General features: G+C 63.9%; 15 protein-coding genes. 7 read left to right on the forward strand and 8 right to left on the reverse strand.

Going from position 1 to position 16324, the window contains the following annotated elements; translation table 11 throughout:
• Positions 1-221: 221 nt before the first annotated feature.
• Entirely contained in the window at positions 222-1127 is a 906-nt protein-coding gene (locus AC07OV_RS05790; RefSeq protein WP_495091771.1) for a LysR family transcriptional regulator, read from the reverse strand.
• 217 nt (positions 1128-1344) lie between these two features.
• Between AC07OV_RS05790 and AC07OV_RS05795 the strand changes: the two genes are divergently transcribed.
• The 7 genes from AC07OV_RS05795 to AC07OV_RS05825 all read left to right on the forward strand — a co-directional run bounded on the left by AC07OV_RS05795 (position 1345) and on the right by AC07OV_RS05825 (position 9077).
• Entirely contained in the window at positions 1345-1956 is a 612-nt protein-coding gene (locus AC07OV_RS05795) for a cysteine dioxygenase family protein (RefSeq protein WP_176995613.1), read from the forward strand.
• Positions 1953-3536: a rhodanese-related sulfurtransferase gene (locus AC07OV_RS05800; protein ID WP_495091772.1), complete on the forward strand. Its 1584-nt coding sequence runs from the start codon at positions 1953-1955 to the stop codon at positions 3534-3536. The genes AC07OV_RS05795 and AC07OV_RS05800 overlap by 4 nt, the downstream gene beginning before the upstream one ends.
• Before the next feature lie 284 nt (positions 3537-3820).
• A complete protein-coding gene (locus tag AC07OV_RS05805) occupies positions 3821-4795 on the forward strand; it encodes an ABC transporter substrate-binding protein (RefSeq protein ID WP_495091773.1) in 975 nt (324 codons plus the stop codon).
• Positions 4796-4810: 15 nt separating this feature from the next.
• Complete coding sequence (locus tag AC07OV_RS05810) at positions 4811-6160, forward strand: LLM class flavin-dependent oxidoreductase (RefSeq protein WP_494996912.1); 1350 nt, start codon at positions 4811-4813, stop codon at positions 6158-6160.
• A complete protein-coding gene (locus tag AC07OV_RS05815) occupies positions 6157-6840 on the forward strand; it encodes a peroxiredoxin-like family protein (protein WP_495091774.1) in 684 nt (227 codons plus the stop codon). Before AC07OV_RS05810 ends, AC07OV_RS05815 begins: the two co-directional genes overlap by 4 nt.
• Before the next feature lie 123 nt (positions 6841-6963).
• Positions 6964-8133, forward strand: a complete 1170-nt coding sequence (locus tag AC07OV_RS05820) for an acyl-CoA dehydrogenase family protein (RefSeq protein ID WP_495091775.1) — start codon at positions 6964-6966, stop codon at positions 8131-8133.
• Positions 8130-9077 carry a D-isomer specific 2-hydroxyacid dehydrogenase family protein gene (locus tag AC07OV_RS05825; protein ID WP_494996909.1) on the forward strand — a complete coding sequence of 316 codons (948 nt, stop codon included), beginning with the start codon at positions 8130-8132 and terminating at the stop codon, positions 9075-9077. Before AC07OV_RS05820 ends, AC07OV_RS05825 begins: the two co-directional genes overlap by 4 nt.
• A gap of 11 nt (positions 9078-9088) precedes the next feature.
• Here AC07OV_RS05825 and AC07OV_RS05830 read toward each other — a convergent pair whose 3' ends face one another.
• The 7 genes from AC07OV_RS05830 to AC07OV_RS05860 all read right to left on the reverse strand — a co-directional run bounded on the left by AC07OV_RS05830 (position 9089) and on the right by AC07OV_RS05860 (position 16290).
• The gene (locus AC07OV_RS05830) at positions 9089-9970 is read right to left on the reverse strand and encodes a LysR family transcriptional regulator (protein ID WP_176995606.1); all 882 of its coding nucleotides are present in this window, start codon (positions 9968-9970) and stop codon (positions 9089-9091) included.
• A 182-nt stretch (positions 9971-10152) separates the two neighbouring features.
• Entirely contained in the window at positions 10153-10767 is a 615-nt protein-coding gene (gene ycaC, locus AC07OV_RS05835) for an isochorismate family cysteine hydrolase YcaC (RefSeq protein ID WP_176995605.1), read from the reverse strand.
• A gap of 29 nt (positions 10768-10796) precedes the next feature.
• Positions 10797-12635, reverse strand: coding sequence for an amidohydrolase (locus tag AC07OV_RS05840; RefSeq protein WP_495091776.1), 1839 nt, complete (start codon positions 12633-12635; stop codon positions 10797-10799).
• Entirely contained in the window at positions 12632-13222 is a 591-nt protein-coding gene (locus AC07OV_RS05845) for an antibiotic biosynthesis monooxygenase (protein ID WP_494996907.1), read from the reverse strand. The genes AC07OV_RS05840 and AC07OV_RS05845 overlap by 4 nt, the downstream gene beginning before the upstream one ends.
• Positions 13223-13319: 97 nt before the next feature.
• Positions 13320-14555 (reverse strand): Zn-dependent hydrolase, encoded by a 1236-nt coding sequence (locus AC07OV_RS05850; RefSeq protein ID WP_495091777.1) that lies wholly within the window; start codon positions 14553-14555, stop codon positions 13320-13322.
• A complete protein-coding gene (locus AC07OV_RS05855) occupies positions 14548-15030 on the reverse strand; it encodes an L-2-amino-thiazoline-4-carboxylic acid hydrolase (protein WP_495091778.1) in 483 nt (160 codons plus the stop codon). The genes AC07OV_RS05850 and AC07OV_RS05855 overlap by 8 nt, the downstream gene beginning before the upstream one ends.
• 120 nt (positions 15031-15150) lie before the next feature.
• Positions 15151-16290 (reverse strand): branched-chain amino acid ABC transporter substrate-binding protein, encoded by a 1140-nt coding sequence (locus AC07OV_RS05860; RefSeq protein WP_495091779.1) that lies wholly within the window; start codon positions 16288-16290, stop codon positions 15151-15153.
• Positions 16291-16324 lie beyond the last annotated feature (34 nt).

A 16324-nucleotide genomic window follows, 5' to 3' on the forward strand; every position in this document is an offset into this window, starting at 1 on the left:
AACCATAACAGCGTCAAACACCCTGTAGGAGCCCGGCTTGCCGGCGATGGCGGCCTCGAGATGCGTGCAAAATCCAAGGGCCTCATCGCCGGCAAGCCGGCTCCTACAAGGGTTGCGGGTATCGATATTCTTGTTCACGACACAAACCCGTAGGAGCCCGGCTTGCCGGCGATGGCGTCCGTGAGGCCACCGAAAATTCAGGGGCCGCATCGCCCGAGGGGTCAGGCGGCGTTGCGGACCTTGTGCAGTGAAACCGCCACCAGCTTGCCGAAGGCGTCCACCGGCCCTTGCAGGTTGCCGAGGAAATGCGGGTAGATCAGCCACAGGTCCATCACCGGTTTGAAATCCTTGAGGGGCATCACCGCCAGTTGCTCGCGGTGGGCGCTGCGTTCCAGCAGCGGGCGCGGTACCAGGCCAAGGCCCAGGCCGTCGGCCACCAGCCCCAGTTGCAGCTCGGTGCCGAAGGTTTCCAGGTTGACCCGCAACGCCAGGCCCTGGTCCGACAAGGTGCGCTGCAAACCGGCACGGAAACCACAGCCGTCGGGGTTGAGGATCCAGCCGTTCTGGTACACGTCTGCCAGCTTGCAGGGTTTTTTCGGCAGTTGGGATTTGGCGCAGACCACCACCAGCTCCATCTTGCCGATGGATTCACCGACGATATTGTCCGGAAAGATCTTGCCTGCCGGGAACAACGCCGCCGCCGCGTCCAGCTCGCCGCGTTCGATCTTGCCCACCAACTGGCTGCCCCAGCCGGTAGCAACCTGGGCGCGCAGGTCGGGGTATTCGGTGCGCAGGTGCTTGAGCGCATCGAGCAGCACCACATCGCCAATGGTTTGCGGCACGCCCAGGCGCAGCAGGCCGGTGGGCGGCGCGTCGGTGGCGACCAGCTCACGCAGGGCATCCATTTCGCGCAGGATCAGCCGGCATTGTTCATACACCCGGGTGCCGATCAGCGTAGGCTTGAGGGGCTTGGTGTTGCGGTCGAACAGCTCCACCCCCAGCGCCTGCTCGAAGTTCTGCACGCGGCGGGTGATGGCCGGCTGGGTCAGTTGCAGCGACTCGGCGGCGTGGCTGATGGACTGGCAACGAATCACTTCGACAAAGGCATCGATATCGTCAATTTTCATTTGGGCCGCACATAGAGAACAGTCATTAAGATGTGTGCGAAGCATAGTTGTCGGAACACGGTCTGGATAGCCCACCGACCTATCGATAACGTCTAACACTATTCAGACCGGTTCTAAATTACCTACAGCTATAAGCTAATCATTAAAAAATAGCATATTAACTATAAACATTATGCTTAAATAAACCCATCACCACCGACCACACGATGGAGTTGTCATGACCCAGGCCAAGCACCCCGAGAGACTGAGAGCCTTCATAGGCGCCCTGGCGGAATTGATTGACGGCAACCCACGCGAAGGCGACCTGTTGCACCGTGGCGGCAAGCTCCTGGCGCAGCTGGTCAGCCATGACGACTGGCTCCCCGACGAATTCGCCAGACCCGACCCCGAGCGCTACCAGCAATTTCTGTTGCATGCCGATTCGCGCCAGCGCTTCAGCATCGTCAGCTTTGTGTGGGGGCCCGGGCAAAGCACGCCGATTCATGATCACCGGGTGTGGGGGCTGATCGGCATGTTGCGCGGCGCTGAATTCTCCCAGGGTTTTGAACGCGCCCCCGACGGCAGCCTGGTTGCCGAAGGCAAGCCGATCCAGTTGGTGCCGGGCCAGGTGGAAGCGGTGTCGCCCAAGGTCGGCGACATCCACCAGGTGAGCAATGCCCACAGCGACCAGGTGTCCATCAGCATCCATGTCTACGGCGCCAATATCGGTGCCGTGCGCCGCGCGGTGTACCAGCCCGATGGCAGCGAGAAACTGTTTATCTCCGGTTATTCCAACGCCTTCCTCCCGAACATCTGGGATTTGTCCAAAGAAAAGAGCCCTGCCCTATGACCACCGTATCGACCCGCAGCTTCGCGCAGATTCGCCAGGCCCTATTGGACCATGAAGAAGTCGCCCTGGTGGACGTGCGCGAAGAAGCGCCGTTTGCCGAAGCCCACCCGTTGTTTGCCGCGAATATCCCGCTGTCCAAGCTGGAACTGGAGGTGTACTCGCGCATTCCACGGCGTGATACCCAGGTCACCGTCTACGACAACGGCGAAGGCTTGGCTGCACGCGCCGCCGAGCGTCTGGTTGCGCTGGGCTACACCCGGGTCAGCCTGTTGGAAGGCGGCCTGGAGGGTTGGCGCAACGCCGGTGGCGAACTGTTCATCGACGTGAACGTGCCGAGCAAAGCCTTCGGTGAATTGGTCGAGAGCGAACGCCACACGCCCTCCCTCGCCGCCGAAGAAGTGCAGGCACTGCTCGACAGCCAGGCCGACGTGGTGGTGCTCGACGCCCGCCGCTTCGACGAATACCAAACCATGAGCATCCCCACCGGCATCAGCGTGCCCGGTGCCGAACTGGTACTGCGCGCCCGTGAACTGGCGCCCGACCCGGCCACCCGCATCATCGTCAACTGCGCCGGGCGCACCCGCAGCATTATCGGCACCCAGTCGCTGATCAACGCCGGCGTGGCCAACCCGGTGTCAGCCCTGCGCAACGGCACCATCGGCTGGACGCTCGCCGGGCAGAAACTCGCCCATGGCCAGTCGCGCCGCTTTGCGCCGACCTCGGAAGAACACCGCCAGATCGCCGCCAAGGAGGCACGCCGGGTTGCCGACAAGGCCCGTGTCGGGCGTGCCACCCTGGCCGACCTGCAACGCTGGCAGCAGGAAGCGACCCGCACCACCTACCTGTTCGATGTGCGCACCCCGGAAGAATTCGAAGCCGGCCACCTGCCGGGTTCACGCTCGACACCGGGCGGCCAGCTGGTGCAGGAAACCGACCATGTGGCCAGCGTACGCGGCGCACGCCTGGTGCTGGCGGATGACGACGGCGTACGCGCCAATATGTCGGCCTCGTGGCTCGCTCAGCTGGGCTGGGAAGTGCATGTGCTGGATGACCTGCAGCCGGAGCATTTCAGCGAACACGGCGCCTGGGTCGCGCCAGTGCCCGCGCCGGCCCAGGCTGAAGTGATCAGCCCCCATACCCTGGTGGACTGGCTGGCCCATGGCGATACGGCGGTGCTGGACTTCACCCCCAGCGTCAATTACGTCAAGCGCCATATCCCCGGGGCCTACTGGGCCTTGCGTGCGCAGTTGCCGCAAGCCCTGGCAAAGGTGCCGCCCGCCGAACGTTATGTGTTGACCTGCGGTAGCAGCCAACTGGCGCGCCTGGCCGTGGCAGACGTCGAAGCCCTCACCGGCAAGCCGGTGTTTCTGCTGCAAGGCGGCACCACCCAGTGGATCGCTGAAAAGCTGCCGCTGGAAGAAGGCGAAACCCGCCTGGCCTCACCGCGCATCGACCGTTACCGCCGCCCGTACGAAGGTACCGACAACCCCAAGGAAGCCATGCAGGCGTACCTGGATTGGGAGTTCGGCCTGGTCGCGCAACTGGCCCGCGACGGCACCCACGGTTTCTACGTGATCTGACCCTCAACTTGTAGTGAGCGGGCTTGCCCCGCGCGGCGGTGTGTCAGGTGTGTATCAGGTGCCTGGGAGACCGCGGCGCGGGGCGAGCCCGCTCACTACAGGCCGCATTAACATGCAATACAGGAATAATCAGATAAATAATGATCAGGTATTTTAATGATTAACTTATAACCAAAAAGAACTTCACAGGGAGTTTTTATGGGAATAACGTTAAGTCCTCACCGACCCCTTCTCCAGGCGGAGGTAGCTAAACCCTTTTTCGAGCTACCTGGAGCCTGCATCCCATGGTCTTTACCACCCCCTTCAAACGCCTGCTCCTGGGCACCGCCCTGGCCCTCGGCCTGATCACCACCGCACACGCCGCCGACCTGCAACCGCTGCGGGTGGCCAACCAGAAATCCACCATCAAGGCGCTGCTGGAAGTCTCCGGCGAAACGAAGAATGTGCCTTATGACATCCAATGGTCGGAATTCCCTTCCGCCTCGCCCTTGGGTGAAGCCCTGAATGCCGGCGCGGTGGATGTCGGCGCCCTGGGCGACGCGCCTTATGTGTTCGCACTCGGCGCGGGTGCCTCGCTCAAGGTGGTCAGCATCATTCACGCCGAAGGGCGCAACACCACGGCCCTGCTGGTGCCAGAGAACTCACCGATCAAGACCGTGGCCGACCTCAAGGGCAAAAAGATCGTCACCGGGCGCGGCTCCATCGGCCATTACCTGGCGATCAAGGCCCTGGCCAGCGCCGGCCTGAGCACAAAGGACGTGCAATTCATCTTCCTGCTGCCCAGCGAATCACGCCTGGTGCTGGACAACGGTACCGTCGACGCCTGGGCCACCTGGGACCCCTACACCACCGTCGTCACCTCCCAAAGCCACGCACGTGTGCTGATCAGCGGCAACAAGCTGTTGAGCAACCATCTGTACTTCGCGGCCACCAGCCAGGCGATCGCCGACAAGCGCGTGCAACTGGATGACTTTGTGGCGCGGGTCGACCGGGCCTATGCCTGGGCCAACGTGCACCCCGACGAATACGCCGCCGCTCAAGCCAAGATCACCGGCCTGCCCCTGGCCGTACACCTGGAGGTGGCCAAGGACACCCACCTGAGCCCGGTGGCGATTGACGACAGCGTGATCAGCGGCCTGCAAGCCACGGCTGACACCTACCAACAGGAAGGCCTTCTGCCCAAGCACATCGATGTGTCACAGGGTTTCGACAAGAGCTTTAACGCCAAGCGTGTCCCACTTTCCCAAGCCTCGCGCTGAAACAAGGAGCAGAACATGAGCAAGCCACGTCAACTCAAACTCGGAGCCATGGTCCACGGCGTTGGCCACGGCTGGGGCGAATGGCGCCACCCGCAGGCGCAACCGAATGCCAGCACTAACTTTGGTTTCTACAAGCAGCAGACCGAACTGGCCGAAAGCGCCAAGTTCGACTTCGTGTTCATCGCCGACAGCCTGCACATCCACGCCAAATCCAGCCCGCACTACCTCAACCGTTTCGAGCCGCTGACCATCCTGTCGGCCCTGGCCGCGCTGACCACCAATATCGGCCTGGTCGCCACCGTGACCGTCAGCTACACCGAGCCCTACCAGGTGGCGCGCCAGTTTGCGTCCCTGGATCACATCAGCGGCGGCCGGGCCGGGTGGAACGTGGTCACCTCCTGGCTCAGCGGCACCGCCGACAACTTCGGCAAAGCCGAGCACCCGCCGCACGCGGTGCGCTACCGCATCGCCAAGGAACACCTGAACGTGGTCAAGGGCCTGTGGGATTCCTGGGAAGATGATGCCTTCTCCTACAACAAACACAGCGGCGAATTCTTCGCCCCCGCCAAACTGCACGCACTCAAACACAAGGGCGAGTTTTTCTCGGTCAAGGGCCCGCTGAACATCGCGCGTTCTCGCCAGGGCCAGCCGGTGATCTTCCAGGCGGGCACTTCCGAAGACGGGCGCAACTTTGCCGCCGAACACTCCGACGCGATCTTTGTGCACGTGGAGAGCATTGAAGAAGGCCTGGCCTACACCCAGGACCTCAAGCGCCGCGCCAAAGGCTTTGGGCGTGACGCCGACAGCCTGTCGATCCTGCCGGGCATTCGCCCGATTGTCGGACGCGATGAAGCCGAGGTGGAAAGCCGCTACCAGCAAGCCGTGGACCTGGTGACCGTAGAGGATGCGATCGTCGCCCTGGGCCGCCCGTTCAATGACCACGACTTCAGCCAGTACCCGCTCGACGCCCCCTTCCCGGAACTCGGTGACCTGGGCGCCAACAGCCAGAAAGGCGGGTCCGACCGCATCAAGCAACTGGCCAGGGACGAAGGCCTGACCCTGCGCGAAGTGGCCTTGCGGTTCTCGCGGCCCAAACGTGATTTTGTCGGCACCCCGGAGCAAGTCGCCGATGCGATCCAGACTTGGTTCGAGACCGGCGCCAGCGACGGCTTCATCATCAACTCGGTACTGCCCGATGGCTTGCAGTACTTCACCGAATTGGTGGTGCCGGTGTTGCAACAGCGTGGCCTGTTCCGCACCGAGTACAGCGGCCAGACCCTGCGCGACAACCTGGGCCTGGACGTGCCGGCCAACCGCTACAGCGTTGCCAACGAAGTGGAGACAGAACAGGAGGCACTGGCATGAGCGAGTCTCTCAACCGTCAGTTGGCCGACCTGCATGCCGAACGCCTGGCCACCTGGGCGCCGGCCGCCTTGCAGGTCAACATCGACCAGCGCCAGCGCCTGGTGGACGAAGCGCAGCCTGACGACTACGTGCAGGTCGGTGACGAGCTGGACCCTTTTACTCTACTGAACGTGGAAGGTGGCGAACTGAACCGTGAGCTGCTGCTGGCCGACGGCCCGGCGGTGCTGATCTTTTTCCGCTTTGCCGGCTGCCCCGCGTGCAACCTCGCCCTGCCCTATTACGAGCGCCAACTCTATCCACGTCTGCGTGAGCTGGGCGTGCCATTGGTCGCGGTCAGCCCGCAGGTGCCGGAACGCCTGGTGGAGATCAAGACCCGGCACACCCTGCGACTGCTGGTGGCCAGCGACCCGGACAACAACCTCGGGCGGCGGCTGGGCATTCTCTACAGCTTTGACGACGCCTCGCGAAACGCGGCGTTGGCCAAGGGCAATCACATCGGCGACACCACCGGCACCGGGACATGGGAATTGCCGCAACCGACCGTGGTGGTGATCGCCCGGGACGGCAACGTGGCGTTCGTGGAGGTCAGCCCGGACTGGCTGGTGCGCACGGAAGCCGAGCCGGTGTTACAGGCGGTGGAACGCTTGCTGGGCCAGCAACCCGTGCGCCTCGCCATCTGACCCACACCGCCCCCCCCTGTAGGAGCCCGGCTTGCCGGCGATTGGCCCCCAAGCCATGCGCAAAGCCTTCTGCCGCCATCGCCGGCAAGCCGGCTCCTACATTTTTTGATCGAGTACATGTTTATGACTCAGCCATCCCTACGCTCCGTGGAAGTCGCCCACTTCGACGCCCTGCTCGAACGCCTCAGCGCCGAACTGGCGAGCACCGCGCACCTGTATGACGAGAGCGGCGCCTTCCCCCACGCCAACTTCAAGTTGCTGCACGAACACGGCCTGGTCGCCCTCACCGTGCCCAAGGCCCTCGGCGGTGGCGGTGCCAGCCTGCCCCAGGCGCGCAAGGCGATCAGCGCTATTGCCAAGGGCGAACCCTCCACGGCACTGATCCTGGTGATGCAGTACCTGCAACACACCCGCCTGCAAGACAGCAAGACCTGGCCTGCGCACCTGCGCCAGCAAGTGGCCGCGGACGCGGTGCGCAACGGCGCGTTGATCAACGCCCTGCGCGTCGAGCCCGACCTCGGCACCCCGGCCCGTGGCGGCCTGCCGGCAACCACGGCGGTGCGCACGGCCGAAGGCTGGCGCATCAGCGGGCGCAAGATCTACTCCACCGGCAGCCACGGCCTGAGCTGGTTCAGCGTGTGGGCGCGCAGCGATGACCCGGACCCGCTGGTCGGCGCCTGGCTGGTGCCCAAGGACAGCCCCGGCGTGAGCATCATCGACACCTGGGACCATTTGGGCATGCGCGCCACCTGCAGCCATGAAGTGGTACTCGACAACGTATTGGTGCCGCTGGACCACGCCGTCGGCGTCAGCCCCTGGAGCGCACCATCGCCGGAGCTGGATGGCGAGGGTTTCCTGTGGATGTCGGTGCTGCTGTCGTCGGTGTATGACGCCGTGGCCCAGGCCGCACGCGACTGGCTGGTGAACTGGCTGGAAGCACGCAAGCCGTCCAACCTCGGTGCAGCGTTGTCGACCCTGCCGCGCTTCCAGGAGACCGTCGGCCATATCGACACCCTGCTGTTTGCCAACCGCAGCCTGCTCGACGCCGCTGCCGAAGGCCACACCCCGGCCGCCAACGCGGCGCAGGTGAAGTACCTGGTGACCAATAACGCTATCCGTGCCGTGGAACTGGCCATCGAGGCCTCGGGCAACCCCGGCCTGTCGCGCCACAGTCCGCTGCAACGGCATTACCGCGACGTGCTGTGCAGTCGCGTACACACCCCGCAGAACGACGCCGTGTTGCAAGGCGTCGGCAAAGCGGTGTTCGCCCAACGTGAGAAGGAACGCCCATGACCCAGGTGATTATTGCCAGCCAGTTGGACGAGGATTACAACGACGTGATCCGCCAGCGCCTCGCCGCGCACCACCCGCAGGCCCAGGTGATCGGCGTGCCGGTGGGCGTGCCCAGCGACCTGCCGCCCCAGGCCACTATCCTGTTGCTGCGCCCGATCAACGTGCGCGGCTACACCGCCCCGGACACCCCGCCACCGGGCTGGCCGTACGGCGCGCAATGGGTGCACCTGGTGTCGTCGGGTATCGACTTCTACCCGCAGTGGCTGTTCAACGGCCCGCCGGTGACCACCTCACGCGGCAGCGCCGCCGACAACCTCGCCGAGTTCGCCCTGGCGGCGATCTTTGCAGCGTCCAAGCATTTGCCGGACATCTGGGTGAAGGATGCACAGTGGAGTTTCACCCCGCTGCGTCCGCTCAAAGGCACCACGCTGGGCATCCTCGGTTTTGGTGCGATTGGCGAACGCCTGGCGCACAAGGCACTGGCTCTGGGTATCCACGTCGTGGCGTTGCGTCAGAGCACAGCGCCGTTTGGCGTCGACGGTGTGCAGGCGGCCAAGGACATCCACGACCTGTTCGCCCGTGCCGATCACCTGGTGCTGGCGGCGCCGCTGACCGAGGCGACGCGGCAAATCGTCGACCGCGATGTGCTGGGCAGCGCGAAGCCAGGGCTGCACCTGATCAACATCGCACGCGGTGGTCTGGTGGATCAGGAAGCGTTGCTGCAAGCGCTGGACAGCGGGCAGGTCGGCCTGGCGTCGCTGGACGTGACCGAACCGGAACCCTTGCCGGACGGGCATCCGTTGTACACGCACCCGAGGGTACGGTTGTCGCCCCACACATCAGCGATTTCGACCCACAGCCGCCATGAGATTGCCGATGCGTTTTTGGCGAATCTGGAGCGGTATGTCGCGGGTCTCGAATTGGCGAACCTCGCCAACGGCTGACCGCAGCCACGTCAGCAGCCCTGCGCCAGTTGCTCGCGCAGGAACTCTACCAGCGCCTGCACCGGCCGTGAACTCTGCCGGTGCTGGGGGTACACCGCCGACAGGGTCAGGGCTTCGGGGGCGAAGTCGTCCAGGACCGTGACCAGGCGGCCGTCCTTCAACGCGTCGCCAACGATGAACGTCGGTAAATACGTCACGCCCAGGCCGGCGATAGCGGTGTCGCGCAGCAAATCGCCGTTGTTCACGCGCATACGCCCACTCACGTTCAACGCCTGCACCTTGCCCTTGAAGCGCCATTGCACCTGACGGCCATGGCCGTAAGGCAGGCAGTCGTGCTCATTGAGGTCTTCGGGTTTTTGCGGCGTGCCACGCAGGGCCAGGTACGCGGGGCTGGCGCAGTACACCCGCGGGATGCTGGCGATGCGGCGGGCGATCAGGGTGGAGTCTTCCAGGGTGCCGATGCGCAGCACCAGGTCATAGCCTTCGCCAATCAGGTCGACGGGGCGGTCACTGAGGTCGACTTCTACCGACACCTGGGGATGGCGCTGCAGGAACAGCGGCAACAGGCAGCCCAAATGGGCCATGGCAAACGACAACGGCGCACTCAGGCGCAGGGTGCCGCGCGGCTCGCTGTTCTGGCCGGCGATGCCCTGCTCGACTTGCTCGACTTCTCCGAGCAGGCGCAAGGCGGATTCGTAGTAACTCTGGCCGAGTGGTGTAACGTCCAGGCGGCGGGTGGAACGGTTGAGCAGGCGCACGCCCAGGCGATCTTCCAGCTGGATCAGGCGGCGGCTGACAAATTGCTTGGACAGGCCCAGTTGCTCGGCGGCGGCGGTGAAACTGCCGGATTCCATGACCTGGCAGAACAGGCGCATGTCTTCGAAGGGGTTCATTGTCGCTTCTCGGTGGACATTTAGCGGTGTTATAGCGCGCCAGTAGCCACACCACAAAACAAAATGTGGGAGCTGGCTTGCCTGCGATGGCGGTGTATCAGCAGACGTTACTGTCGACTGACACTCCGCCATCGCGGGCAAGCCCGGCTCCCACAGGGTTCAGCGGTGTTCTCTAGCGATAATTACTTGGTAAACGCTGTGTAGCTGTTCATCAGGTTACGGTAGTTCGGGATGCGCTGGGACAGCAGGTTGGCCAGGCCTTCCATGTCATTGCGCCAGTCGATCTGCAGCTCGCAGGCCACCGAGAACCAGTTCACCAGTTGCGCACCGGCTGCACTCATGCGTGCCCAGGCGGCTTGTTGCACGGTTTCGTTGAAGGTGCCGGACGCGTCGGTGACCACGAACACCTCAAAGCCTTCGGCCAGTGCGCACAGGGTCGGGAACGCTACGCAGACATCTGTCACCACGCCCGCGATGATGATCTGCTTGCGCCCGGTCGCCTTGACGGCCTTGACGAAGTCTTCGTTGTCCCACGCGTTGATCTGGCCAGGACGTGGAATGTACGGCGCGTCCGGGAACATTTCCTTGAGTTCCGGCACCAGCGGGCCGTTGGGGCCGCTTTCAAAGCTGGTGGTGAGGATGGTCGGCAAGTTGAAGAACTTGGCCAGGTCCGCCAGGGCCAGCACGTTGTTCTTGAACTCGTTGGGCGAGAAGTCCTGCACCAGGGAGATCAGGCCAGTCTGGTGGTCGACCAGCAGTACGACGGCGTCATCTTTGTTCAAACGGTTGTAAGCCATGGGGTTATCTCCTAACGGGGGTTGGGTAATCAGAAGGCAAAACACGAGCAGCCGAACGCACCCCAGAAGCCCTGGAAGTCGCTGACCGGAACGCTGGAAAGACGCGCTTTTTCATGGCTGTGCACATGCACGCCACACGGGCCGCTGCATTGGTGCACCTGGGCCTGCAATGGCGAGCTTGGACGCCAGTGCCCGGGCACCTTGACCACCGGCGACCAGTCCGGCAGCACCGGCACGTGTGGCGGTGCGTACTCTTCGAAGTCGCCGGCGCCGTAGACCACCTTGCCGCCGACCACGGTGAGCACCGACTCGATCCACTTGATGGCCTCTTCCTCGACGCTGAAGAAGTCCGCCGACAGCGCAGCAACGTCCGCCAATTGGCCGACCTTGATCTGGCCTTTCTTGCCTTGCTCGGACGAGAACCAGGCGCTGCCGTGGGTAAACAGTTCCAGCGCGGTGAGGCGCGGCAAGCCCTCGGCGTGCAGCGCCAGGCCGCCTACCGTGCGGCCGCTGACCATCCAGTACAGCGAGGTCCACGGGTTATAGCTGGACACCCGCGTGGCATCGGTGCCCGCCCCCACCGGCACGCCTTCGGCGAGCATGCGCTGGATCGGTGGCGTGGCTTCGGCGGCCTTGGCGCCGTAGCGCTCGACGAAGTATTCACCCTGGAACGCCATGCGGTCCTGGATCGCAATCCCGCCGCCGAGGGCACGCACGCGCTCGATGTTTTTCGGGGTGATGGTTTCGGCGTGGTCGAAGAACCACGGCAGGCCATTGAACGGGATATCGCGGTTGACCTTCTCGAACACGTCGAGCATGCGCGAGATGGACTCGTCATAGGTGGCGTGCAGGCGGAACGGCCAACGCTGCTCCACCAGGTGGCGCACCACCGGCTCCAGTTCCTGCTCCATGGTCAACGGCAGGTCCGGGCGGGGTTCGAGGAAGTCTTCGAAGTCGGCGGCCGAGAACACCAGCATCTCGCCGGCGCCGTTGTGACGCAGGTAGTCATCGCCCTGGTGCAGGGTGACGCTGCCGGTCCAGTTCTTGAAGTCGCTGAGTTCTTCCTTGGGCTTCTGGGTGAACAGGTTGTAGGCGATGCGCACCGTCAACTGTTCGTCCTTGGCCAACTGTTCGATCACCGCGTAGTCGTCGGGGTAGTTCTGGAAACCGCCACCGGCGTCGATCGCACTGGTGAGGCCCAGGCGGTTGAGTTCACGCATGAACTGGCGGGTCGAATTGACCTGGTATTCCAGCGGCAATTTCGGGCCTTTGGCCAGGGTCGCATACAGGATCATCGCGTTGGGCCGCGCCACCAGCATGCCGGTGGGGTTGCCGTTGCTGTCGCGCACGATCTCGCCGCCCGGTGGGTTGGGCGTGTCCTTGGTGTAGCCGGCCACGCGCAGGGCCGCGCGGTTGAGCAAGGCGCGGTCGTAAAGGTGCAGCACGAACACCGGGGTGTCGGGCGCGGCCTGGTTCAGTTCGTCGAGGGTGGGCATGCGTTTTTCGGCGAACTGGAATTCGTTCCAGCCGCCCACCACGCGCACCCATTGCGGGGTCGGTGTGCGGTCGGCCTGGTCCTTGAGCATGCGCAGCGCATCGGCCAGGGACGGCACGCCTTCCCAGCGCAGTTCGAGGTTGTAGTTCAACCCGCCGCGGATCAGATGCAGGTGGGAGTCGTTGAGGCCGGGGATCACGGTGCGGCCCTTGAGGTCGATGACCTGGGTGCCGCTGCCGCGCAGGGCCATTGCCTCGCCATCGGTGCCCACGGCGACGAAACGCCCACCGCTGATGGCGACAGCAGTAGCGCGCGGGTTTTCACGGTCCACGGTGTGGAACTGGCCATTGAACAGAATCAGATCGGCGTTCATAGGGTTTCCTTTACAGAGGCTTCAAGCCAGGGAGCGAACAGGCGGGTGGCCGCCGGCATCAGCAGGTAGACCACCAGCAACACGATGGTCAGGGTCACCAGGAAGGTGGCGACCACGTAGTTGGAGAGAAAGGGATGCAGGCGCAGGACCGGTCCCCACACCAGCGGCACCAGCAGGGTCAGCGGCAGGATCACGAACAGGGTGACCACCGCCTGCTTCCAGCGTGGCGGCTTGGCGGCGCTGTCGGCCAGGGGCGAGAACCAGAACTCGTTGACGCCGCCGACTTCGGTCTTGTCGCCGTCGGCCAGCATGGGCGCAGCTTCGGCGATCAGGTCGTTGCGTTCGGGGGAGTCGAGCCAGCGCTCCAGGGCGTCGGTGGAGCGGTAGCGCAATACGCAGGTGAACAGCGCCAGGCCGTTCTGTTGACTGCGCACCACGTCCACGCCGAGGTGGCCGGGGCGCTCACCGGCGATGCGCACAATGCGCCGCAGCCAGGCTTCATAGTCGGCCTCAAGGCCTTTCTTGATCAGGTGTTTGACGACCAGGGTGACGACTTCGTCGGGCCCTGTCTCTGGTGCTGGGTCCATGGTGCTCCCCTCTGCCTTGAAAGATCAGCGATGAGGGGAGTGTGCCGTGGGCGGGGGTGATGAAAATTGGATGTACGTGCTGTTTGATCGCCGCTTGTCAGCGCCGGGATTTGGCCAGGATGGCCTGCAACAGCACATCGGCGCCGGCTGTCGACCACTCGGGAGAGATGGCCTCGGCTTCGTTATGGCTCAACCCGTCCACACACGGCACAAAGATCATCGCAGTGGGCGCGACCTGGTTGAGGTAGCAGGCGTCGTGCCCGGCACCGGAGATCATTGGCCGGTGGCTGTGGCCGAGCTTTTCAGCCGAGGCACGTACCACTTCTACACAGTCGCTGTCGAAGGCAATTGGCGCGTACTGGAAGATCTGCTTCACGCTGTGCTGCAAGCCGATGCCCTCGGCGATACGGGCCACGGCGTCGCGCAGTTGCTGATCCTGGCGCGCCAGGACTGCTTCGTCCGGGTGACGGAATTCCACGCTGAAAAACACCCGGCCCGGCACCACGTTGCGTGAGTTGGGGAAGATGTTTGCCATACCCACCGTGGCGCGCCCTTCGGCACCTTGTTCCAGCCCCAGACCGTTCACTGCCTCGACGACGCGGGCAAAACCGAGCAAGGCATCCAGGCGGTGGTCCATGGGCGTGGTGCCGGCGTGGGCGCTGCGCCCGCTCAGTTCCACTTCATACCAGCGTTGGCCCTGGGCGCCGGTGACGACGCCGATGGTGATGCCTTGGGCTTCGAGGATCGGGCCTTGTTCGATGTGCAGTTCGAACGCGGCATGTATCGCTTGGCCGCCCACCGGATGTGCGCCGGCATAGCCGATTTCTTTCAGCGCCTCGCCAATGGTTACCCCCGCTTTATCCTCGCGGGACAAACCGTATTCCAAGTCAAAGACACCGGCGTAGACGCCCGACGAAATCATCGCCGGGGCGAAGCGTGAGCCTTCTTCGTTGGTCCAGTTGACCACTTCGATGGGCCGGTCGGTTTCAATGCCCAGATCGTTCAAGGTGCGCAGCACTTCCAGCCCGGCGAGCACGCCGTAGATGCCGTCGTACTTGCCGCCGAAGGGCTGAGAGTCGCCATGGGAGCCAGTCAGCACCGGAGCCAGGTGGTCGTGGCGACCGGCGCGGCGGGCGAAGATGTTGCCCATCGCGTCCACACGAATGCTGCACCCGGCCGCCGTGCACCACTGCACAAACAGGTCGCGGCCACGGCGGTCCTCATCGGTGAGGGCCAGGCGCGAGACGCCGCCCTTTTCGGTGGCGCCGATCGTTGCCATGTCCATCAGCGAGTCCCACAGGCGCTCGCCGTTTACCCGTGCGTGATCATTCATGAGGCTTGGCCCGGTAGCGGAAGTCACAGTGATGGGCACCGCCCATGATGGTCTGGGTGCGGGTCAGTTCGATGTCGGGGTTGTAGCCGACGATAAACAGCTCGTCGCGGTTGCACGACAGCAGGTGGCCGATCTCGCCCAGGCCCATCTCGTGGTACATCTCGGCGTAGCGGCAACGCTTGACGTCATAGTCGTAGTACTCGGCATCGCTGGCGATGATCTCGACCTTGAGGGCGTCGTCCTTCTCCCACAACACTTGCAGTTCGATAAAGCTCTTGAGGTCGGCGCCCTGCTCTTCCAGCGCGGCAAAATGTTTGCCGGCCTGGATCGCCGCGTTGCCCACGGCCTCGCCGATCACGGCCGCAGCAAACGCCTGGCCCTGCTCGCGCTTGAGAATCTCGTAGATCGGCTTGATGATTTCGGCCTCGATCCGCCGACGGGCCAGAATGCCCAGTTCACCTTCCAGCTTGCTCATTTCATCTCTCCTCCAAACCGATGTGGGAGCTGGCTTGCCTGCGATAGCGGAGTGTCAGCCTGTGCATCCTTAGCTGATAGACCGCCATCGCCGGCAAGCCGGCTCCTACAGTCGACCTGTTTATTGACCGCCGGCCACGCTTACGGGCTGCCATTGGTTGGCCTTGACCTGGTAAACGGTGAACGACGGCTTCTTCAAGTTGCCTTCGGCATCGAACGCGATAGTGCCGGTCACGCCCGGGTAGCTGATGGCGCGCAAGACCGGCAGGTACTTCTGCGGGTCCACCGAGTCGGCCTTTTCAATCGCCGCCACCAACACGCCGACGCCGTCGTAGGCGAACGGTGCATGCAGCTCGATGTTGGCCTTGTAGCGCTCCTTGTAAGCCTGCTCGAACGCCTTGCCGCCAGGCATCTGCGCGACCGCCAAACCCGGTTCCAGGGCAATCACGCCCTCGCCTTCGTTCTGCGCCAGTTGCAGGAAGGTCTGGCTGACAAACCCGCCCGCGCCCATCAACGGTGCCTTGATGCCCAGTTGCTTGATGCGTCGGGCCAGCGGTGCGGCCTGGGAGTCGACGCCGCCGAAGAAGATCAGGTCCGGGTTCTGGCTGCGGATGTTGGTGAGCACGGCACTGAAGTCGATGGTCTTGTCGTCCACGTATTCGCGGCCCACCACGGTTGCACCGCCCGCCTCGATGGATTTGACGAACTGGTCGGCCAGGCCCTGGCCGAACGCGGTACGGTCATCGATCACGGCGATGCGCTTGGCTTTCAGGGTATTCAACGCATAGTCGCCGGCCACGCGACCGCCATCGTCGTCATGGCCCATGATCCGAAAGCTGGTGTCGAAGCCTTGCTGCGTATAGGCGTGGCCGGTGGCAACCGGGGCGACCTGGGCAATACCGGCGTCGTGGTACACCCGCGCCGCCGGGATGCTGGTGCCGGTGTTCCAGTGGCCGACCACGCCGACCACGCCTTCGTCCACCAGGCGTTGGGCCACGGTCACCGCGGTGCGCGGGTCGGACTGGTCGTCTTCGGAGACCAGCTTGAACGTCACGGCTTCACCGTTGATTTTCGGGTGCTTGGCGTTGGCCTGGTCGATGGCCAGTTGCGCGCCGTTTTCCAGGTCCTTGCCGATCCGTGCGGACGGGCCAGTGAGTGGGCCAGCCAAGCCGATCAGCACGGTCTGGTCGGCCTGGGCCACGGCGCTGGCGAGGCTGCTGAGGGCCAGGCCGATCAGTGCGGTTTTCTTCAATGTGTTCATCTGGGGTTCCTGCTGGTTTTCAGGCGGGTCGGAA

Source organism: Pseudomonas sp. GW821-FHT09A09 (assembly GCF_059418405.1).